The 21,571-nt window shown below is 61.6% G+C and carries 16 protein-coding genes and 2 riboswitches; of the genes, 8 read left to right on the top strand and 8 right to left on the bottom strand.

The window, feature by feature from the left end; genetic code table 11:
* Nucleotides 1-19 precede the first annotated feature (19 nt).
* From AC3WRD_RS22440 to cobW, 4 genes are read right to left on the bottom strand one after another with little or no spacing between them, the layout of a single operon-like run.
* A complete protein-coding gene (locus AC3WRD_RS22440) occupies nt 20-703 on the bottom strand; it encodes a vWA domain-containing protein (RefSeq protein ID WP_173861373.1) in 684 nt (227 codons plus the stop codon).
* Nucleotides 685-1,686 (bottom strand): magnesium chelatase ATPase subunit I, encoded by a 1,002-nt coding sequence (locus AC3WRD_RS22445; protein WP_102622720.1) that lies wholly within the window; start codon nt 1,684-1,686, stop codon nt 685-687. The genes AC3WRD_RS22440 and AC3WRD_RS22445 overlap by 19 nt, the downstream gene beginning before the upstream one ends.
* 2 nt (nt 1,687-1,688) lie before the next feature.
* Entirely contained in the window at nt 1,689-5,462 is a 3,774-nt protein-coding gene (gene cobN, locus AC3WRD_RS22450; protein ID WP_102622719.1) for a cobaltochelatase subunit CobN, read from the bottom strand.
* A 3-nt stretch (nt 5,463-5,465) separates the two neighbouring features.
* A complete protein-coding gene (cobW, locus tag AC3WRD_RS22455) occupies nt 5,466-6,539 on the bottom strand; it encodes a cobalamin biosynthesis protein CobW (protein ID WP_096821605.1) in 1,074 nt (357 codons plus the stop codon).
* 99 nt (nt 6,540-6,638) lie between these two features.
* Nucleotides 6,639-6,848, bottom strand: a riboswitch (cobalamin riboswitch).
* A gap of 898 nt (nt 6,849-7,746) precedes the next feature.
* A riboswitch (cobalamin riboswitch) is annotated at nt 7,747-7,967 on the top strand.
* Between the two features lie 122 nt (nt 7,968-8,089).
* Between cobW and AC3WRD_RS22460 the strand changes: the two genes are divergently transcribed.
* The 4 genes from AC3WRD_RS22460 (at nt 8,090) to cobM (ending at nt 10,248) form a co-directional block, all read left to right on the top strand.
* Nucleotides 8,090-8,287, top strand: a complete 198-nt coding sequence (locus AC3WRD_RS22460; protein WP_016983301.1) for a CbtB domain-containing protein — start codon at nt 8,090-8,092, stop codon at nt 8,285-8,287.
* 11 nt (nt 8,288-8,298) lie between these two features.
* Nucleotides 8,299-9,000 (top strand): CbtA family protein, encoded by a 702-nt coding sequence (locus tag AC3WRD_RS22465; protein ID WP_102621760.1) that lies wholly within the window; start codon nt 8,299-8,301, stop codon nt 8,998-9,000.
* Entirely contained in the window at nt 8,997-9,410 is a 414-nt protein-coding gene (locus AC3WRD_RS22470; protein ID WP_102621761.1) for a cobalamin biosynthesis protein, read from the top strand. Before AC3WRD_RS22465 ends, AC3WRD_RS22470 begins: the two co-directional genes overlap by 4 nt.
* 91 nt (nt 9,411-9,501) lie before the next feature.
* Entirely contained in the window at nt 9,502-10,248 is a 747-nt protein-coding gene (gene cobM, locus AC3WRD_RS22475; protein WP_102621762.1) for a precorrin-4 C(11)-methyltransferase, read from the top strand.
* 47 nt (nt 10,249-10,295) lie between these two features.
* On the opposite strand, the gene nfuA is transcribed toward cobM, so the two are convergent.
* From nfuA to AC3WRD_RS22490, 3 genes are all read right to left on the bottom strand, one after another.
* Nucleotides 10,296-10,880: a Fe-S biogenesis protein NfuA gene (gene nfuA / locus AC3WRD_RS22480; protein ID WP_003225494.1), complete on the bottom strand. Its 585-nt coding sequence runs from the start codon at nt 10,878-10,880 to the stop codon at nt 10,296-10,298.
* A gap of 122 nt (nt 10,881-11,002) precedes the next feature.
* The gene (locus AC3WRD_RS22485; protein ID WP_256580631.1) at nt 11,003-11,245 is read right to left on the bottom strand and encodes a hypothetical protein; all 243 of its coding nucleotides are present in this window, start codon (nt 11,243-11,245) and stop codon (nt 11,003-11,005) included.
* Between the two features lie 60 nt (nt 11,246-11,305).
* Nucleotides 11,306-13,600: a fatty acid cis/trans isomerase gene (locus AC3WRD_RS22490; protein WP_102621763.1), complete on the bottom strand. Its 2,295-nt coding sequence runs from the start codon at nt 13,598-13,600 to the stop codon at nt 11,306-11,308.
* Between the two features lie 159 nt (nt 13,601-13,759).
* Between AC3WRD_RS22490 and metH the strand changes: the two genes are divergently transcribed.
* Both metH and AC3WRD_RS22500 read left to right on the top strand, forming a co-directional pair.
* Complete coding sequence (gene metH / locus AC3WRD_RS22495) at nt 13,760-17,470, top strand: methionine synthase (protein ID WP_096819960.1); 3,711 nt, start codon at nt 13,760-13,762, stop codon at nt 17,468-17,470.
* 116 nt (nt 17,471-17,586) lie between these two features.
* Nucleotides 17,587-17,805, top strand: coding sequence for a DUF2970 domain-containing protein (locus tag AC3WRD_RS22500; protein ID WP_096819961.1), 219 nt, complete (start codon nt 17,587-17,589; stop codon nt 17,803-17,805).
* Between the two features lie 6 nt (nt 17,806-17,811).
* Here the strand turns inward: AC3WRD_RS22500 and AC3WRD_RS22505 are convergent, their stop codons facing one another.
* Nucleotides 17,812-18,885, bottom strand: a complete 1,074-nt coding sequence (locus AC3WRD_RS22505) for an ABC transporter substrate-binding protein (protein WP_102621764.1) — start codon at nt 18,883-18,885, stop codon at nt 17,812-17,814.
* Between the two features lie 525 nt (nt 18,886-19,410).
* Between AC3WRD_RS22505 and AC3WRD_RS22510 the strand changes: the two genes are divergently transcribed.
* Both AC3WRD_RS22510 and AC3WRD_RS22515 read left to right on the top strand, forming a co-directional pair.
* Entirely contained in the window at nt 19,411-21,069 is a 1,659-nt protein-coding gene (locus AC3WRD_RS22510; protein ID WP_102621765.1) for a nitrite/sulfite reductase, read from the top strand.
* Complete coding sequence (locus AC3WRD_RS22515) at nt 21,053-21,547, top strand: DUF934 domain-containing protein (RefSeq protein WP_096819964.1); 495 nt, start codon at nt 21,053-21,055, stop codon at nt 21,545-21,547. Before AC3WRD_RS22510 ends, AC3WRD_RS22515 begins: the two co-directional genes overlap by 17 nt.
* Nucleotides 21,548-21,571: the final 24 nt, after the last annotated feature.

The raw sequence follows: 21,571 nt of genomic DNA on the forward strand, positions 1-21,571 counted from the left end.
GCTGGTTGCAGCATAGACCTCATATCGACAATAAATCGTCGATATGTCGGTAATCCGCTTCCAGTGCAGTCGCCAACTGTTTGGCCCGGCCCAAGCGGATCGGCCCGCGTTCGATATCGATCAACAGGCCCGGACAGGCCAGCACCGGCAATCCCGAGCATTCTTTCAAGCGCCCATCAGTGAGCACCAACAGACGCTGTTGCTCGGCGGGGAATCGCTTGCGACGCACGGTCAGCCAGTGTTCAGCCTCAGTCAGCGCCGCCAGCAATGGCGTGCCACCGCCCGCGCCCAAATCCTCGAGCCACGCACGCAATCCGCTGGAAGCTTTCAAACCCTGCACCTGCCATTTCGGCGCTGCGCCGCTGGCGGTCAGCAAGGCGAGACGCGCCCGTTGTCGGTAGGCGTCATCGAACAATTGCGCGAGCACACCCTTGGCATCGCTCAACGCTTGATGACGACGGGTCGAGGCCGAGGCGTCGACGATCACCAGCCACAGTTCATGAGGCGTACGGGTGCGTAGTTGAAACAGCAGATCCGAGCGCACTTTCGGCCGGCCATTGAGCAATGTGCCCGGCCAGTTCACCGAGCCACTGCGAGCAGCATGACGTTTGCCTTGCCGGCCATTGTCCAGACGTCCGGCACGGGGTCTGGCATTCGCCCCCGCGTCGGATCGGGGGCGAATGCCTAAGGCTTTTTTGGCCAGACAGGTACTTCGCGACGCGTGCCGGTGGCAAGGGCCGGCGCCGGCATTTCACCCCACTGCCCCTGCCCTTCACTCGGCGCCGTCTGGGTGCCGGACGGCGCTTGCGCCGGTTGCTGCGCATGGGATGGCGACTGTTCGCGGCGGCGATGACGCAGTGCAAATTCAGCCACGGCATCGATGTCCTGCTCGGCGATGCCTTCGGCGCCACGCCACGCCGCATGAGCCCGCGCCGCACGCAGCCAGACCAGATCGGCACGCAGGCCATCGACACCGGCCGCAAAGCAACGCTCGGTAATCTGCGCCAACGCTTCATCATCGAGGGGAATATTCGCCAAGGCATTGCGGGCGTTTTCACAGCGCTCACGCAGGGCTTGTTGCTCGGCTTCCCACTGCCCGCAGAAGGCCTGCGGATCGCTGTCGAAATCCAGTCGCCGGCGAATGATCTGCCCGCGTTCAACCGGTGCCGTTTGACCGCTAAGGGCGACGTTGAGACCAAAGCGATCGAGCAGTTGCGGGCGCAACTCGCCCTCTTCCGGGTTCATCGTGCCAATCAATACAAACTTCGCCGAATGACGATGGGAAATGCCGTCGCGCTCGATCAGGTTGGTGCCGCTGGCGGCCACATCGAGCAGCAGGTCCACCAGATGATCCGGCAACAGGTTCACTTCATCGACATACAGTACGCCGCCGTCAGCCTTGGCCAACACACCGGGAGAAAACTGCGCGCGACCGTCGCTGAGTGCCGCATCCAGATCGAGGGTGCCGACCAGCCGTTCCTCAGTCGCACCCAATGGCAAGGTGACGAACTGACCGCTGGCCAGCAAATCCGCCAGGCCCCGGGCCAGGGTCGACTTGGCCATGCCGCGTGGGCCTTCGATCAGCACACCGCCGATCTTCGGGTCGATGGCGGTCAGGTACAGCGCCAGCTTCAGATCGTCGGCGCCGACCACCGCAGAGAGCGGAAAATGTGGGGTATCGGTCATGTTCAGCTCTCTTCTTCTATATCCAACAACAGGTTTTCCAACGCTTCGCGGTACGCGCCCGGCTCCTGCCACATCCCGCGCTGCTGCGCTTCGAGCATGCGCTCGGTCATGTCGCGCAGCGCGTGGGGATTATGCTCGCGCACGAACTCGCGGGTCGCCGGGTCCAGCAGATAGGCGTCGGCCAGCAACGCGTACTGGTGATCGTCGATCAGTTGGGTGGTGGCATCGAAGGCAAACAGGTTGTCGATGGTTGCCGCCAGTTCGAACGCGCCTTTATAGCCGTGGCGTTTGACGCCGTCGATCCATTTCGGATTCGCCGCCCGGGAACGGATCACCCGGTTCAGCTCTTCTTTCAGGGTGCGGATCTTCGGCAAATCCGGCTGACTGTGATCGCCGTGATAACTGGCCGCCGCTTCGCCGCGCAGGGTTTCGACGGCCGCGAGCATGCCGCCCTGGAACTGGTAGTAGTCGTTGGAATCGAGCAAGTCATGCTCGCGGTTGTCCTGGTTTTGCAGCACGGCCTGCACCTGGCTCAGGCGCTGGACGAATTGCTCGCGGGCGGCGGTGCCTTCATCGGAACCGCCATAGGCGTAGGCGCCCCAGTTCAGGTAGACCTCGGCCAGATCTTCGCGGCTCTGCCACAGGCGACCATCGATGGCGCCCTGCACGCCCGCGCCATAAGCGCCGGGCTTGGCACCGAAGATCCGCCAGCCGGCCTGACGCCGGGCAGCCTCTTCGTCCAGCCCTGACTGCCGCAAGGCCTCACGTTCGGCACGCACTTTGGCGGCCAGCGGATTGAGGTCGTCCGGTTCGTCCAGCTCCGCCACGGCTTGCACGGCAGCGTCGAACAAACGAATCAGATTGGCGAACGCGTCGCGGAAAAATCCAGAGACCCGCAGCGTGACATCGACCCGAGGCCGGTCGAGCAGACTCAGCGGCAGAATCTCGAAATCATCGACGCGCTGACTTCCAGTGGCCCATACCGGACGCACGCCCATCAGCGCCATGGCCTGGGCGATGTCGTCACCGCCGGTGCGCATGGTCGCCGTGCCCCAGACCGACAAACCGAGCTGGCGTAGATGGTCGCCGTGATCCTGCAGGTGTCGTTCGAGAATCAGGGTTGCGGACTGGAAACCGATCCGCCACGCGGTGGTGGTCGGCAGGTTGCGCACGTCCACCGAATAGAAGTTGCGCCCGGTGGGCAATACATCGAGGCGACCACGACTCGGTGCACCGCTTGGGCCGGCCGGGACAAAGCGACCGCTCAGAGCGTCGAGCAGACCGCGCATTTCGGCCGGGCCGCAGGCGTCCAGGCGTGGAGCGATCACTTCGCGCAGGGCACTGACGATCGCCTGCACATCTGACCAGCCAGAAGCGTCCAGTTGCGCCACATCACCCGCCAGTGACTGCTCGATCAATTGCCCCGCGAACAGCTCAAGGCGTTCACGGGTATCCCCCGCCGTGCGCCAGACTTCATCGCTGACCGACAGCAGCTCCATTGGACGCGGGCCAGTCCAAGGCTCAGCAAGCACGCAATCCAGCGGATCGAAACCCAGTTGAAACGCCTTGGCCAATGCCCGCAACAGGCTCGACTGAGCACCTTTGCCATCGCCACGGGGAATCCGCAGCAGCGCCAGCAAGGTGTCGATGCGCAGCCGTCCGCTCGGCGACTCACCGAAAATGTGCAGACCATCGCGGATCTGCGACTCCTTCAGATCACACAGATAAGTGTCCAGACGCGGCAGCCAGATCGCCGCGTCAGCGTCGCTGTCGAGGGCTTCGTCGAGTTGCAGTTCGCGATCGATCTGCGTGTCACGCACCAGTTGCAGAATGTCGCGCTGCAATTCACGGGCGCGGCGCGGATCGAGCAATTGCGCTTCGTAATATTCGTCGGCCAGCAATTCGAGATTGCGCAACGGGCCGTAAGTTTCGGCGCGGGTCAGCGGCGGCATCAAATGGTCGATGATCACGGCCTGGGTGCGACGCTTGGCCTGGGCGCCCTCGCCCGGGTCGTTGACGATGAACGGATAGATATTCGGCAGCGGCCCGAGCAATGCGTCCGGCCAGCAGTTCTCCGACAAGCCCACGCCTTTGCCCGGCAGCCATTCAAGGTTGCCATGCTTGCCGACGTGGATCACGCCGTGAGCGCCGTAGGTCTGGCGCAGCCAGAAATAGAACGCGAGGTAAGCGTGTGGCGGCACCAGATCGGGGTCGTGATACACCGCGCTCGGATCGACCTGATAACCCCGCGCCGGTTGAATGCCGACGAAAGTCAGGCCAAAACGCAGGCCGGCGATCATCATCCGCCCGTCACGGCACATCGGATCGTTTTGCGGCGACCCCCAACGTTCCAGCACCGCCGCGCGATTGGCTTCGGGCAATGCGTTGAACATCATCAGGTAGTCGTTCATCGCCAGGCTTTGCTGGCACGGGCGCTGATCCAGAGTATCGAGATCGTTGCTGACGCCGCCGAGCAGTTGCCGGATCAGTTCGGTGCCGCTATCAGGCAATTCGGCAGGTAGCGGATAACCTTCGGCTTGCAATGCCCGCAGGATATTCAGCGCAGCGGCCGGCGTGTCGAGGCCGACGCCGTTGCCGATGCGCCCGTCACGGGTCGGGTAGTTGGCGAGGATTAGCGCGATACGTTTTTCAGCGTTCGGCACCCGCGCCAGATCGACCCAGTGGCGCGCCAGTTCGGCCACAAAATCCATGCGTTCAGGCTGCGCCCGATAACACACGACATCGGACTGACTGCGCTCGCTGCGCCACGCCAGATCCTTGAAGCTGATCGGTCGGCTGATGATCCGGCCGTCCAGCTCCGGCAAGGCGATGTGCATCGCCAGATCCCGAGGGCCGAGGCCCTGCTCGCTGTCACGCCAACCTGGCTCGTTGTCTTGGGCGCAGATCGCCTGGATCACCGGAATGTTGCGACGGAACGGCCGCAGATGTGGCGCTTCCGGGCTGGACTGGGCGAAACCGGTGGTGTTCAAAATCACCCCAGCCTCGACCTCATCCAGCCAGTCCTCGACCACCGACAGGCAACCGGGCTCTTTCAAACTGGCAACGGCGATCGGCAGCGGATTGAGTCCGGCAGCCTGCAACCGTTGGCAGAACACGTCGATAAACGCCGTGTTGGCCGCTTGCAAATGCGAGCGATAAAACAACACCGCCGCGACCGGTTGACCGGGCAGCCAATCGGTTTGCCAGTCGCTCAGTGCGGCGGTGTTTTTGTTTGGGTGGTAAATCGCCGTGCGCGGCAGCGTTTGCGGCTCGCCCCACACGTAATCCCGCGCCAGCCAGCGATTGGCCAGACAGCGGAAGAAATCCAGCGCATTGCCCATGCCGCCCTGACGCAGGAACTGCCAGAGCCGATCACGATCCTCGGCGCCCACGGTGCTCAAGTCGCTGAGCTCCGGGTCGGGACGGTCATCGCCCGGCACCAGAATCACCTGCACGCCACGCTCGGACAACTCGACCAGCCGCTCGACGCCATAACGCCAATAAGCGATGCCGCCATGCAGCGAAATCAGAATGACCTTGGCGTGGCGCAGCACTTCGTCAACGTAGAGGTCGACCGACGCATGGTTCTGCACCTGCATCGGGTTGGCCAGCCGCACGCTCGGGTAATCTTCGGGCAGCTGCTGCGCGGCTTCGGCGAGCAGTGCGAGGCTGGAGTCGCCGCTGCACAGGATCACCAGCTCGGCGGGGGTTTGTCCAAGGTCGGCAATGTTGTCATCCGACACGAAACCGCCGGGCTGGGTCCTGAGCAGGTGCATGGCTTAAACGCTGAGCGCGGCGCGCAATTGCGCTTCGAGCTTGGCCGCGTCCAGTTCCTGGCCGATCAACACCAGACGCGTCACACGTGCCTCATCGGCGCCCCATTGACGGTCGAAATGCTTGTCGAAACGCGTGCCCACGCCCTGGATCAGCAGGCGCATCGGCTTGTTCGGGATCGCCGCGAAGCCTTTGACCCGCAGGATACCGTGCTGAACCACCAGTTGCGTCAGCGCATCGAGCAACAGGCTTTCGTCGGCTTGCGGCAGTTCGATGGAGATTGAATCGAAAGCATCGTGATCGTGGTCGTCATGATCGTCATCGCCTTCACCGTGGTGGTGATCGTGATGGCTGTGGCGGCTGTCGATGTGCTCTTCGGAACCGGCACCCAGACCAATCAGCACGTCCAGCGGCAGACGGCCGTTGCTGGCTTCGATGATTTTCACCGCTGGCGGCAGCTCTTCGGCGACTTCCAGGCGTACGCGCGCCAAATCTTCAGGGCTGGTCTGGTCGGCCTTGTTGAGGATTACCAGGTCGGCGCTGGCCAGTTGGTCGGCGAACAGTTCGTGCAGCGGCGATTCGTGATCCAGGTTCGGGTCGAGTTTGCGCTGGGCATCGACCTGATCCGGGAACGCGGCGAAGGTGCCGGCGGCCACGGCCGGGCTGTCGACCACGGTGATCACCGCGTCAACGGTGCAGGCGCTGCGGATTTCCGGCCACTGGAAGGCTTGCACCAGCGGTTTTGGCAGAGCCAGGCCCGAAGTTTCGATGAGGATGTGGTCGAGGTCACCGCGACGGGCCACCAGTTCGCGCATCACCGGGAAGAACTCTTCCTGAACCGTGCAGCACAGGCAGCCGTTGGCCAGTTCGTAGACGCGGCCGGTGGCTTCTTCTTCGGTGCAGCCGATGGTGCACTGCTTGAGGATTTCACCGTCGATGCCCAGCTCGCCAAACTCGTTGACGATCACCGCGATACGGCGGCCCTGAGCGTTGTCGAGCATGTGCCGCAGCAAGGTGGTTTTGCCCGAGCCGAGGAAGCCGGTGACGATGGTGACGGGGAGTTTGGCCAGTGTTTTCATCGGATGCCCTTTGGCAAGGTGGCGGGCATACGGGACGAGACCGGCAACACGGGTGCGTGCCTGGAGAGTTCGCCACCGGATCACCCCGCCCGGTTGAAAGTGAGAATCTGTGACGAGGCAGGTCTCCTGGCTGACGGTGTTCGGGCCTTGGCCCGGTATTCGCTGCGCCTTCCCGCTGGCTCTGGATTGAGCTGGCAGTGGCGTGGCAGCGAACAGCACCGTTCACAGTTGCGGGGGCAGCCGCGGCTTGGACCGCGTTCCCTTCTTAGCTTCGGCGTGGGCCGAAGAACCTCGAAAGCGCAAGGCTACGCATGGGTTCGTGATGGGTCAATGGGCGTTGTTTTTTGGTTTTGGGATTTGTGAGCATATCCGTTGCTGCGGTAACGGCTTCCTAGGGTTCCGCCCTTACGGCGGGTCACTTTTTCCAAACGCCGAAAAAGTAACCAAAAAGGCTGGACCCCAGCGTACGGCACTTCGCTGAGGCTCAGTGTTCCCTCGCTACGGTGTCCATCAGGGGGCATCGCCTACGGTTTGCTTCGCTGCACCTCCTCTCGATGTATGCGGCTTCGCCGCACGGCGCTGCGCGCCTACCCCCTGATGAACACCTCCGCTCGGCCTGCCGAAGGGGCAAAAAATCAAAAGCCACATCAAGAGCCACATCTAGAGCCCCTCACCCTAGCCCTCTCCCAGAGGGAGAGGGGACTGACCGAGTTGTTTGGCAGAGCTACGCCGACGTGCAATACCGCGTTGAACTCAGGCTTTGAAAAGCACACCAATCGGCTCCCTCTCCTCGGGGAGAGGGCTGGGGTGAGGGGTAAACCCACCACAAAACCAAAGCCGAACACCCGCCCCTCACTACTCAACACGATGAGCGTTAGCTCGAGTACCGCTTTTGATCGCAGGGCCCGTCGGCAGGCTGAGTGGAGGGATTGATTCGGGGTGGGAGCGCAGCGACCGTTTGGCGAAGCCAAACACATCGAGAGGAGGTGCAGCGAAGCAAACCGTAGGCGATGCCCCCGGATCAATCCCGGAGCGAAGGAACCCCGAGCCTCAGCGAGGGGCCGTACGTCAGGGTAGAGACCTTTTGGTTACTTTTGGGGCGTTTGCCAAAAGTGACCCGCCGTAAGGGCGGAACCCTAAGCGGCCGTAACCGCAGCAACGGATATGTCTCCAATCCCAATTGACTCAAATCCCCAGCCCATGGTCTCCTACACAACTTGTTACGGGTGCCCTGCAAAGGGTGAAACGGGAAACCGGTGAATCATGTGCTTTACTCTAAAGCCATGTCAGTCCGGTGCTGCCCCCGCAACGGTAAGCGAGCGAAGCGTCAGATCCACTGTGCCCCCAGGCATGGGAAGGTGACGCTTGCAGGTCGGCAGACAGCCACCCCTCGTGAGCCCGGAGACCGGCCCGCAACACACAGTACGCATCTTGCGTCACTGAACATAACAAACCCGCGGTGGGCGGGCGCTGTTCGAACCTCTGCGTGCCCGACTCGCAGGGGTTTTCATGCGCACCGTTCACCCGCTGACACTCCAGAGGGAAGCGCCATGTCGATCATCAGCAGCACCGGCAGCAACACGGACAAAATCTCCAGCACCACCACCCTGAGCCAACGCCTGACCGCTGCGATCTTCGCGTCGATCCTGGGTGCCAGCCTGGTCTATTTCGCCGGTTTCTCGCACATCGAAGCGGTTCACAACGCCGCTCACGATACCCGCCACAGCGCCGCGTTCCCGTGCCACTGAGACCTGACGACATGATCAAGCGTATTGCGCAGACCGCAGGTTTCACCGGCCTTCTGGCCGCCCTGCTCCTGACGTTGCTGCAAAGCTTCTGGGTGTCGCCGCTGATTCTTCAGGCAGAGACCTTCGAGAAAGCCGAGCCGGTTGCCGCCGTTCACGAACACGCCGCCGGCACCGCCGCCCACACCCACGATGCCGAAGCCTGGGAGCCGGAAGACGGCTGGCAGCGCGTGCTTTCCACTACCGGCGGCAATCTGGTCGTGGCTGTGGGTTTTGCCCTGATGCTGGCCGGTCTGTACACCCTGCGTGCGCCGACTAAAACCTCGCAAGGCTTACTCTGGGGTTTGGCCGGTTATGCGACTTTCGTGCTCGCACCGACACTGGGCCTGCCACCTGAGCTGCCGGGCACCGCCGCTGCAGACCTGGCGTCGCGCCAGATGTGGTGGATCGGCACTGCCGCGTCGACCGCTGTCGGCCTGGCGCTGATCGCGTTCGGTGGCAACTGGTTGCTGAAGATCCTCGGCGTGGCGATTCTCGCTGTGCCACACGTGATCGGCGCCCCGCAACCGGAAGTGCACTCGATGCTCGCACCGGAAGCACTGGAAGCTCAGTTCAAAATCGCTTCGCAGCTGACCAATGTGGCGTTCTGGCTGGCCCTGGGCCTGATCAGCGCCTGGTTGTTCCGCCGCAAAAGCGATGGTCAATACCACGCATGACCGATGACAGCGCAGTGCCGACCTTTGTGGTCGGCCTGGGCTGCCAGCGCGGCTGCCCGGCCAGTACGCTGCGCGCCTTGCTCGACCAGGCCCTGCAGGCGCATCGCATCGAACTCGAGGCGGTCAAGGCCCTGGCCAGCATCGACCTGAAACGCGACGAACCCGGCCTGCAGGAACTGGCGGCACAACTGGCGCTGCCGCTGCTGTATTTCAGCAGCGAAGAACTGGCCAGTTATCAGCAACGCCTGAGTCACCATTCGCAGATCGCTTTCGAACGCACCGGTTGCTACGGCGTCGCGGAAAGTGCCGCTCTGGCGCTTGCCGAACAGTTGATCCAGGCCCCGGCAAAACTGCTGATTTCCAGACAAAAATACGCCCAGGCAACCCTGGCATTGGCCGGCGCGGCGTAAATTCCCGATAATCCCCACTTTCGATCATGAGCATTCTTCATCTGAAATGCTCTTGAAGCCTCGACCTGCCCTACTTTCACAGGATCCAACGATGACCGTTTACTTCATCGGCGCCGGCCCCGGCGACCCGGAATTGATCACTGTCAAAGGTCAGCGACTGATTCGCAACTGCCCGGCGATCATCTACGCAGGTTCGCTGGTGCCAGCGGCGGTGCTGGAGGGTCATTCGGCTGAAACCGTGGTCAACAGCGCCGAACTGCATCTGGAACAGATCATCGATCTGATCAAGACTGCGCACGCCAAGGGCCAGGACGTGGCGCGGGTGCATTCGGGCGATCCGAGCCTGTATGGCGCCATCGGCGAGCAGATTCGTTATCTGCGTGAGCTGGACATCCCGTTCGAGATTGTCCCCGGCGTAACCGCCACTGCTGCCTGTGCGGCGTTGTTGGGTACCGAACTCACTCTGCCGGACATCTCGCAAAGCGTGATCCTGACCCGTTACGCGGACAAGACCGCAATGCCCGCCGGGGAAGAACTGGGTAACCTCGCGCAGCACGGGGCGACCATGGCGATTCATTTGGGGGTCAATCATCTGGAGAAGATCCTCGCCGAACTGCTGCCGCACTATGGTGCGGACTGCCCGATCGCGGTGATCCACCGGGCGACGTGGCCGGATCAGGACTGGGTGATCGGGACGCTGGAGGATATTGCCGCGAAGGTGGCCGCCAAGGGGTTTCGGCGTACGGCACTGATTCTGGTCGGGCGGGTGTTGGGCAGCGATCATTTCAGTGAGTCGTCGCTGTATCGCGCGGGGCATGCGCATTTGTATCGACCATAAAAAAACGGCGCTCACGGGGCGCCGTTTTTTATGCCGCAGCGAACGCCTTAGTAGTAGGCGTTTTCTTTCTGCGTGTGGTCGGTCACGTCGCGAACGCCCTTGAGCTCCGGAATGCGCTCGAGCAAGGTGCGCTCGATGCCTTCCTTCAGGGTTACGTCCGCCTGGCCGCAGCCCTGGCAACCGCCGCCGAACTGCAGCACGGCAATGCCGTCTTCAACCACATCGATCAGGCTGACCTGACCGCCGTGGCTGGCCAGCCCCGGGTTGATTTCGGTTTGCAGGTAATAGTTGATGCGCTCGTTGACCGGGCTGTCGGCGTTGACCATCGGTACTTTGGCGTTCGGTGCCTTGATGGTCAGCTGGCCGCCCATGCGGTCGGTGGCGTAGTCGACGACAGCATCGTCGAGGAACGCTTCGCTGAACGAGTCGATGTAGGCGGTGAAGCTTTTCAGCCCCAGCGCTGTGTCTTCAGGTTTCTCTTCGCCCGGCTTGCAATAGGCAATGCAGGTTTCGGCGTACTGGGTGCCAGGCTGGGTGATGAAGACGCGGATGCCGATACCCGGGGTGTTCTGCTTGGAAAGCAGATCGGCCAGGTAATCATGGGCGGCGTCGGTAATGGTAATAGCGGTCATGGAAACTCCTCGCAGGCTTGAGGCGGAGTTTACGCCAATCGGCGCGCGGCACAAAGTCCTAGTATTTACGTAGGAATAGTTCGCAAATCGGCCAAGCACCAGGTTCGCCGTCAATCCGGGCTTTAAGCCTCGGATAGCTGCGTTTTTCTACCCATTCGCAGCTCAGCCATGAAGCGTCTCCGATGGCCAGCGCACAGACAAATAACATCAAATACGGGTTGATCCCATAGCGTCGGGCCAGATAACCGCCTGGCCGACAGCACCAGCGCGTACATCAGATACACCGAGTCGAAGAAAATCTGCATGTGATGGCAGACCACCGCCCACGCGGCGAGCGCTCGCAGGGCCTGCACTGAAATCAACATCGATGGCGCTCCCGATCCCGTGCTGCACAGGATTGGGACAGCTGCCATCGATCAAACCGATCAAAGATTCTCGTACCGATTCATGTCCAGCACGCCCTCTTCCACCGGGTCGGTTTCGTGGATGTACTGGCTCAGGTCATGGAAATAGAACCAGAACTGTGGATGGCTGCGGCGAATACCCCAACGTTCGACGATCTTCTCGAACTGCGGCGCATCCTTCGCGCTTTCCATGGCATCGACAAACGCCGGCACCTGATCCGCCGGGATGTTGAACATGAAGTTCGGGTAGCTGCTGAGCACGCCCGGATAAATGGTCAGGGTGTCGAGGCCCGGCTGATAACGCAGTGACTCACCGAGCAGGAACGCCACGTTGCTGTGGGCGCGGTTGCGCAGCAGGCTGTAGACCTCGCGTTTGCCGCTGGCAGTTTCGATGCGCAGCATGGTGGCTTCCGGTAACTGATCGATCACCTTCAGGCCGGCTGCAGGGCGCGCCGTCAGGCGGCTCAGGGCCTGTTCGGCATTTTGCAGCGCCGGGTCTATGTTCGGCCGCGAGCAGTAGGCATCCACGCAGCGATTGATCGGATCGGGCCGTGCGTTGAGGTCGCCGTAACGGGCGAGCAACTGCATGGCGAAGTCATGCTTCGGGTCTTTTCCGTCGAGTTTCAGTGCCGTTGGCTTGTCGTCGTCGATGGACTCATAGTCCAGCCACATCTTGAACTGGCCGCTGCTCTGATACCAATCGTCGAGGTAATCCTCGCGGGAATCGGCCGGCATCAGACGCAGGAAATTCTGTTCGGCGCCGTTGCGGATCAGGTCGAAGTACAGTCGGGTCTGCGCCTGATGGGAGACGTTGCCGAACACATCGAAGTTGACCGCCAATTGGTAGTAGGTGCGTTCCAGCAGCGGATAGTCGAACAGCCACATCGTCTGCGGCACTTCGCCGATCAGGCCTTTGGTCACCGACGCGCTGTCGAAGTGGCGGAAGATGCTCAGCAGCGCATTATCGTTGCCGGCCCACAGGGTCGACCAGCTCGGCGCCGGCAGGTCGGCGTAGCTGTCACGGCGCAGGGCTTCGTACTTGTTGCGCTTGTTGCGATAGTCATGCCACAGGCTCAGGACGCTGCCGACATCGTCGTTCTGCCCCGGCATGGCGAGCAACGGCGTGGCCTGGCCGCGATAGTTCGGATCGGTGATGTAGAGGTCGTGTTCCGGTGCCTGGAACAGTGCCCAGAAGTTGTCGCGGATCACGTCGGTTGCGATCTGCCCACGGCACACCGGGCCGCGAATGAAGGTACGTACGAAGTATTCGGCGTTATCGAGCATGAACTGATAACGCGCCTGCGCCGGAATCGCTTCGAAGGTCGCAAACGGGTTGGCCCGGCTCTGCGGCCCGTAGCCCGGCAGCGCATGCACCTGCCAGTTGCCGTTGTAGAACAGGCTCTTGACCCGCGCCATCTTCGCCGCGCTCAGCGGATAGGTGATGTGGGTCTTGTGCACGATCACACCCTGCACCGGCCACAGGCGGTAATACACCTGAGTGCCCGGATCGTCGTTCGGGCGACGCGTGGCAATCAGATCGATCGGCTGACCGGTCGGTGTACGCGAACGCACCCACTGGAAGAAATGCCCCGGCTCGCCGTCCTTGAAGTAGATGTGCGCGAGAAACCAGTGTTCGAACAGCCAGCGCCCGACCAGGCTTTCCCGTGCTCCGGGCTGGTTGAGCAGGTTTTCCCACTGGACGATCTGCAGCGCTTCCTTGGCGCTCGGTGCCAGGCCTTGCTCATCGATCGGCGCACCGGACGCCAGCCAGCGCTGCAACGTCTGATATTGCTGATCAGTCAGGCCGGTCACCGCCAGCGGCATACCCTCTTTCGGGTGGGCACCGGCGTAGCCCTCGAACTCGGCCGGCATCGCACACATGTTTTCCCGTTGCAGACCGAGAACGATGTCTTCCGGCAGTTTGGCGTTGGGAGTCAGGGGCGTTTTGTGCCCCAATTCCAGCATGCGCGCCATCAGCGCGGCCTGACTGCCTTGGGCATCAAGCACCGAATAGAAGCCTTTCTGCTGCCAGGCACGCTTGCCAAAAGCGTCGTAGAACAACCGCGTGGTCGGCGCAGCTTCTGTGCGCTCGCCATCGTAGACCGGCATCTTGCTCGCGCCACGGGCCGCGCCTTCACCACTGCCCAGGTTCAACTGGCAGGCAGAGTCGTAGCACGCATGGCAGGCCACGCACTTCTCGGTGAAGATCGGCTGGATGTCGCGGGTGTAAGAAATGGCAGGCGAAATCGCAGGACTTTGCGCCGCCGCGCCAAAGCTCAAAAACAGCAACACCATGCTGACGACGCGGTACGACATATCCCTGATCCTGATCCTGAATAAAAAACGCCGCGATTCTACCGTTATGACGCCCGTACCAACATGAGCGATATTCATGCAAAAGCGCCACATGCTCTAAATCCGCACAGGTTTGTTATGATCCCGCTCCTTCGTCATGGTCTTTTTCGAGTAGTCCCAATGTCCGATCGCAGCGTCCGCCTTCAAGCTCTCAAGCAAGCCCTCAAAGAGCGCATCCTGATACTCGATGGCGGTATGGGCACGATGATCCAGAGCTACAAGCTCGAAGAGCAGGATTATCGCGGCAAGCGTTTCGCCGACTGGCCGAGCGACGTCAAGGGCAACAACGACCTGCTGGTGATTACTCGTCCCGACGTGATCGGCGGCATCGAGAAAGCCTACCTGGATGCCGGTGCCGACATCCTGGAAACCAACACCTTCAACGCCACCCGCATTTCCATGGCCGATTACGGCATGGAAGAGCTGGCCTACGAACTCAACGTAGAAGGCGCACGACTGGCGCGCAAGGTCGCCGACGCCAAGACTGCCGAGAACCCGGACAAGCCGCGCTTCGTCGCCGGCGTGCTCGGTCCGACCAGCCGCACCTGCTCGCTGTCGCCGGACGTCAACAACCCGGGCTACCGCAACGTCACCTTCGATGAGCTGGTGGAGAACTATACCGAAGCCACCAAAGGCCTGATCGAGGGCGGCGCCGACCTGATCCTGATCGAAACCATCTTCGACACCCTCAACGCCAAAGCGGCGATCTTCGCCGTGCAAGGCGTGTTCGAAGAGCTGCACATCGAACTGCCGATCATGATTTCCGGCACCATCACCGACGCCTCGGGCCGTACCCTGTCGGGCCAGACCACCGAAGCGTTCTGGAACTCCGTGGCCCACGCCAAGCCGATTTCGGTCGGCCTGAACTGCGCACTCGGTGCCCGTGAACTGCGTCCGTACCTGGAAGAGCTGTCGGACAAGGCCAGCACCCACGTCTCGGCGCACCCGAACGCCGGCCTGCCGAACGAATTCGGCGAGTACGACGAGTTGCCGGTGGACACCGCCAAAGTCATCGAAGAGTTCGCCCAGAGCGGTTTCCTCAACATCGTCGGCGGTTGCTGCGGCACCACCCCGGGCCACATCGAAGCCATCGCCAAAGCCGTTGCCGGTTACGCGCCACGGCAGATTCCGGACATTCCCAAGGCTTGCCGCCTGTCGGGTCTGGAGCCGTTCACCATCGATCGCAGCTCGCTGTTCGTCAACGTCGGCGAGCGGACCAACATCACCGGTTCCGCAAAATTCGCCCGTCTGATCCGTGAAGACAACTACACCGAAGCCCTGGAAGTCGCCCTGCAGCAGGTCGAGGCCGGCGCCCAAGTGATCGACATCAACATGGACGAAGGGATGCTCGATTCGAAGAAGGCCATGGTGACCTTCCTCAATCTGATTGCCGGCGAGCCGGACATCTCCCGCGTACCGATCATGATCGACTCCTCGAAATGGGACGTGATCGAAGCGGGCCTGAAGTGCATTCAGGGCAAGGGCATCGTCAACTCGATCAGCATGAAAGAAGGCGTCGAGCAGTTCATCCACCACGCCAAACTGTGCAAACGCTACGGCGCCGCCGTGGTGGTGATGGCGTTCGACGAAGCCGGCCAGGCCGACACCGAAGCGCGCAAGAAAGAAATCTGCAAACGCTCCTACGACATTCTGGTCAACGAAGTCGGCTTCCCACCGGAAGACATCATCTTCGACCCGAACATCTTCGCCGTGGCCACCGGTATCGAAGAACACAACAACTACGCTGTGGACTTCATCAACGCCTGTGCCTACATCCGTGACGAACTGCCGTATGCGCTGACGTCCGGCGGCGTGTCCAACGTGTCGTTCTCGTTCCGTGGCAACAACCCGGTGCGCGAGGCGATTCACTCGGTGTTCCTGCTGTACGCGATCCGCGCCGGCCTGACCATGGGTATCGTCAACGCCGGTCAGCTGGAGATCTACGACCAGATCCCGCAGGAACTGCGCGACGCCGTTGAAGACGTGATCCTCAACCGCACGCCGGAAGGCACCGACGCCCTCCTCGCCATCGCCGACAAGTACAAGGGCGACGGCAGCGTCAAGGAAGCCGAGACCGAAGAATGGCGCAGCTGGGACGTCAACAAGCGTCTGGAACACGCACTGGTCAAGGGCATCACCACCCACATCGTCGAAGACACCGAAGAGTCCCGTCAGTCCTTCGCCCGTCCGATCGAAGTGATCGAAGGCCCGCTGATGTCCGGCATGAACATCGTCGGCGACCTGTTCGGCGCCGGCAAAATGTTCCTGCCGCAGGTGGTGAAGTCCGCCCGCGTGATGAAACAGGCCGTGGCCCACCTGATCCCGTTCATCGAACTGGAAAAAGGCGACAAGCCGGAAGCCAAGGGCAAGATCCTCATGGCCACCGTGAAAGGCGACGTACACGACATCGGCAAGAACATCGTCGGCGTGGTGCTGGGTTGCAACGGCTACGACATCGTCGACCTCGGCGTGATGGTGCCGGCCGAGAAGATCCTGCAAGTGGCCAAGGAACAGAAGTGCGACATCATCGGCCTGTCCGGCCTGATCACCCCGTCGCTGGATGAAATGGTCCACGTGGCCCGCGAGATGCAGCGCCAGGACTTCCACCTGCCGCTGATGATCGGCGGCGCGACCACCTCCAAGGCACATACGGCGGTGAAGATCGAGCCGAAGTACAGCAACGACGCGGTGGTCTACGTCACCGACGCCTCCCGCGCCGTGGGCGTGGCGACGCAGTTGCTGTCCAAGGAGCTGAAAGCCGGTTTCGTCGAGAAGACCCGCGAAGAGTACGTCGAAGTCCGCGAGCGCACCGCCAACCGCAGCGCCCGTACCGAACGCCTGAGCTACGCCGCATCGATCGCGAAAAAACCGCAGTTCGACTGGGCCACTTACACCCCGGTCAAACCGACGTTCACCGGCAGCCGTGTGCTGGACAACATCGACCTCAACGTCCTGGCCGAGTACATCGACTGGACGCCGTTCTTCATCTCCTGGGACCTGGCCGGCAAGTTCCCGCGCATCCTCGAAGACGAAGTGGTCGGTGAGGCCGCGACCTCGCTGTACAAGGACGCCCGCGAAATGCTGACCAAGCTGATCGACGAGAAGCTGATCAGTGCCCGTGCGGTGTTCGGCTTCTGGCCGGCCAATCAGGTGCATGACGACGATATCGAGCTGTACGGCGATGACGGCAAGCCGATGGCGCGCCTGCATCACCTGCGCCAGCAGATCATCAAGACCGACGGCAAGCCGAACTTCTCGCTCGCCGACTTCGTCGCGCCGAAGGACAGCGAAGTGACTGACTACGTCGGTGGCTTCATCACCACCGCCGGGATCGGCGCCGAAGAAGTGGCCAAGGCCTATCAGGACGCTGGCGACGACTACAACTCGATCATGGTCAAGGCGTTGGCGGACCGTCTGGCCGAAGCCTGTGCCGAATGGCTGCACCAGCAGGTGCGTAAAGAGCACTGGGGTTACGCCAAGGATGAAGTTCTCGACAACGAAGCACTGATCAAAGAGCAGTATTCCGGCATCCGCCCTGCCCCGGGCTACCCGGCGTGCCCGGATCACACCGAGAAGGCCACGCTGTTCGCCCTGCTCGACCCTGAGGCCCAGGAAATGCGCGCCGGTCGCAGCGGTGTGTTCCTCACCGAGCACTACGCGATGTTCCCGGCGGCAGCGGTCAGCGGCTGGTACTTCGCCCACCCACAGGCGCAGTACTTCGCCGTGGGCAAGGTCGACAAGGATCAGGTGCAGAGCTACACCTCGCGCAAAGGCCAGGAACTGAGCCTGACCGAGCGTTGGCTGGCGCCGAACCTGGGTTACGACAACTGATCCAGCTTCACGCGACACGCGACACCCTGTGGGAGCCTATTGGCTCCCACAGGTATTTCTGCACCCCGGAAAGGGTTGGCTATGCTTGTCTGACACACACGGCAGACGAGGGATTTATGGACGATCCAGTCGACAACAAGCCACCGACCTTCTGGCAGATGCTGCAAAGCGTCATGGCGGCGGCGTTCGGGGTGCAGAGCGGCAAGAACCGGGCAAGGGACTTCACCCATGGAAAGCCCAGCCACTTCATCTTCCTGGGCATTGCGTTCACGGCGGTGTTCGCCCTGACGCTGTTTGGCATCGTGCAACTGGTGGTGCATCTGGCAGGCGCGTGACCGGCGTCAGTGCATCAGGGTTTGCAGGTTGAACGGATAGCGATACGAAACCGGACGGCCCTTCGCCGAGAGCTTGCGAAAATGCACGCCGTAGTCCGGCGCAGTGCCCATGGCCAGCATTCGGCGGGCATGGTCTCTGTCGATCAGTTGCAACAATGGAATCTGCCGGTCACGACCGCCGTACTGATTCAGATCGACGCCTTGCGCGTGATCATGCAGTTCGACAAGCGCCCAGCCACCGAGAGTGAAATGCCCGCCGAGCAACGCGCTCAGGCGACCGTCAACCATGGCCTGCAAAGCTTCGGGCGAGGTATTGACCGCGCTGAACAACACGTCCTTGCCCGGCACTTTGCCGGCCTCTGAAACGGCGCGCATCGCACCGAAGGCCATTTCATCGTTGGCCGCCCACACCAATGACACTTTTGGATATCGGACCAACAATTGCTTCGCCTGCTCGTAGGCACGTTGTTGCGTCCAGCCGCCGTAGACCAGTTGCCGCAAACGTACCTGAGGATGCTCGGCCAGCGCCCGCTGCATGCCCTTTTCGCGCAGTTGCGCCGAAGGTGTGATCTTCAGGCCGGAGAACGCCAGCAGGTCGATGTTTTCACCGGGGGCCACGGGTGGATGCAGGCGAATCAGCTCCTTCATCATCAGGTAACCTCCCTCCTCATCGTTGGGCACCAGGCTACCGATACGATCCGCGCGCTCTGCCACCAGCGCCTGCTGGTTGGGTGTCAGTGCCGAATTGACGATAAAGAGCTTCACGCCACTGTCATTGGCCATGCGCAGAATCTGCGGCGCGACGTACTGTTCATTGACGAACACCAGATAATCCGGGCGATCAGGCCCCTGCAACGCCAGTCGCGCCTGCGCCAGGGTCAGTTCGGGCTGGCGCTGGGCATAGAGGATGTGCAGGTCGATTCCAAGATCCCGAGCGGCGGCCTGCATGAATTGCGAGTAACTGACCCAGAACGCTTCCTGGGTCGAGCCCGGATTCAGGAACAGCACGGACTCCGCCCGCGCACTGGTCCCGAAGGCCATGCCCAGCAAAAGCAGACTGATGTGGAAAAACTTGAACATGAAGCATCCGGGCCCGGGGAAAAATGGCCGCGCATTATAGCCATTCAATCGCCGGCCATTAGCGCCTGATCCCGCTTTTTGTCCGACAATCGTCGGAGGCGGGCCCGGAGGGGTCGTTTTACTGATGACTGACCCAGAACACCGCTGTTCCAACGACCAGAATGATCAGGAACAGAATGGCCCACGCATCGACACTGCTATCGCTTTTCCTTGCCTTGGTTGGGTTGCTCATTGCATCGCCTCTTGTCGGTTTTATCGGTGATTGCAGAAAGACTCGACCACAGTTAAGACGATGATTGTCCGCACGACAAATGTGGGTTAGTTAACAGTGATTCTCGTTAGTCGTTTTGGTTCTTTCCATATACTCAAACATCACTTTTGCGCATAACTGCAAACGGGTATATTGCCCCGGCTCCATTAGGGAGTGCGCGGCCGTGCGCGCGTAATTGCAGAGGCACCATCGGACTCCAGCAAGCGAAAACGCAGCGTTTTCCGAGTAGCCCAAAGCCTGAGAACAGGACTTATATGTACGTATACGACGAGTACGATCAGCGGATCATCGAGGACCGCGTCAAGCAGTTCCGTGATCAGACCCGACGCTATCTGGCAGGTGAGCTGAGCGAAGAAGAATTCCGCCCCCTGCGCCTGCAGAATGGCCTGTACATCCAGCGTTTCGCGCCGATGTTGCGGGTGGCGGTGCCTTACGGCCAACTGACCTCGCGTCAGATGCGCATGATGGCGAAGATTGCCCGTGACTACGACAAGGGCTACGCCCACATCAGTACCCGCCAGAACGTACAGTTCAACTGGCCGGCACTCGAAGACATCCCGGACATCCTCGCGGAACTGGCCACCGTGCAGATGCACGCGATCCAGACCAGCGGCAACTGCCTGCGCAACGTCACCACCGACCAGTTCGCCGGTGTTGCGTTCGACGAGTTGATCGATCCGCGTCCGTGGTGCGAAATCGTTCGTCAGTGGACCACGTTCCACCCGGAATTCGCCTACCTGCCACGCAAATTCAAGATCGCCGTCAACGGTTCGACCTCCGACCGCGCGGCCATCGAAGTCCACGACATCGGCCTTGAGCCGGTCCACAACGCCGCTGGCGAACTCGGTTTCCGCGTGCTGGTCGGCGGCGGTCTGGGTCGTACTCCGGTGGTGGGTGCCTTCATCAACGAGTTCCTGCCGTGGCAGGACCTGTTGAGCTACCTCGACGCGATCCTGCGGGTCTACAACCGCTACGGCCGTCGTGACAACAAATACAAGGCGCGGATCAAGATCCTCGTCAAAGCGCTGACTCCAGAAGTCTTCGCCCAGAAAGTCGATGCCGAGATGGAACACCTGCGCGGCGGCCAGACAACGCTGACCGAAGCCGAACTGCATCGCGTCGCCAAACACTTCGTCGACCCGGATTACAAGGCGCTGAGCAATCAAGACGCCGAACTGGCCGTCCTCGACAAGGAACACCCGGGTTTCGCCCGCTGGCGCACCCGCAACACCCTGGCGCACAAGAAGCCAGGCTATGTGGCGGTGACCCTGTCCCTGAAGCCGACCGGTGTCGCACCGGGCGACATCACCGACAAGCAGCTCGACGCCGTCGCCGACCTGGCCGACCGCTACAGCTTCGGTCAACTGCGCACCTCCCACGAGCAGAACATCATTCTGGCCGATGTCGAGCAGAGCCAGTTGTTCACCCTGTGGGGCGAGTTGCGCGAACAAGGTTTCGCCACCCCGAACATTGGCCTGCTGACCGACATCATCTGCTGCCCTGGCGGTGATTTCTGCTCCCTGGCCAACGCCAAGTCGATCCCGATCGCCGAATCGATCCAGCGCCGTTTCGACGACCTGGACTACCTGTTCGACATCGGTGAGCTGGACCTGAACATCTCCGGCTGCATGAACGCCTGCGGTCACCACCACGTCGGCCACATCGGCATCCTCGGGGTGGACAAGAAAGGTGAGGAGTTCTATCAGGTCTCCCTCGGCGGCAGCGCCAGCCGTGACGCCAGCCTGGGCAAGATCCTTGGCCCGTCCTTCGCCCAGGACGACATGCCGGACGTGATCTCCAAGCTGATCGACGTGTACGTGGAACAACGTACCGAAGACGAGCGTTTCATCGACACCTACCAGCGTATTGGCATCGACCTCTTCAAGGAACGCGTCTATGCAGCGAATCATTAAGAACAACGAGGTCGTCGACGAAACCTGGCACCTGCTGCCGAAGGATTTCAACATCGACGAGATCAGCAACTGCGACGACCTGATCGTCCCGCTGCAACTGTGGCGTGAACACAGCCGCATGCTCAAGGCCCGCGATGGCGGTCTGGGTGTGTGGCTGGACGCCGACGAAGAAGCCGAGGAAATCGGTGACGACGTGAATGAGTTCCAGGTAATTGCCTTGAACTTCCCGGCGTTCACCGATGGCCGCAACTACTCCAACGCCCGCCTGCTGCGTGACCGTTACGGTTTCAAAGGCGAACTGCGGGCGATTGGCGACGTGCTGCGCGACCAGTTGTTCTACATGCGCCGTTGCGGTTTCGACGCCTTCGCCCTGCGCGCGGACAAAGATCCGTACGATGCACTGGAAAGCCTCAAGGACTTCTCGGTGACCTATCAGGCCGCCACTGACGAACCGCTGCCGTTGTTCCGTCGCCGCTGACCGTGTACCCCGAGCCCGCCTGCG

It is taken from the genome of Pseudomonas sp. FW215-R2 (assembly GCF_058789255.1).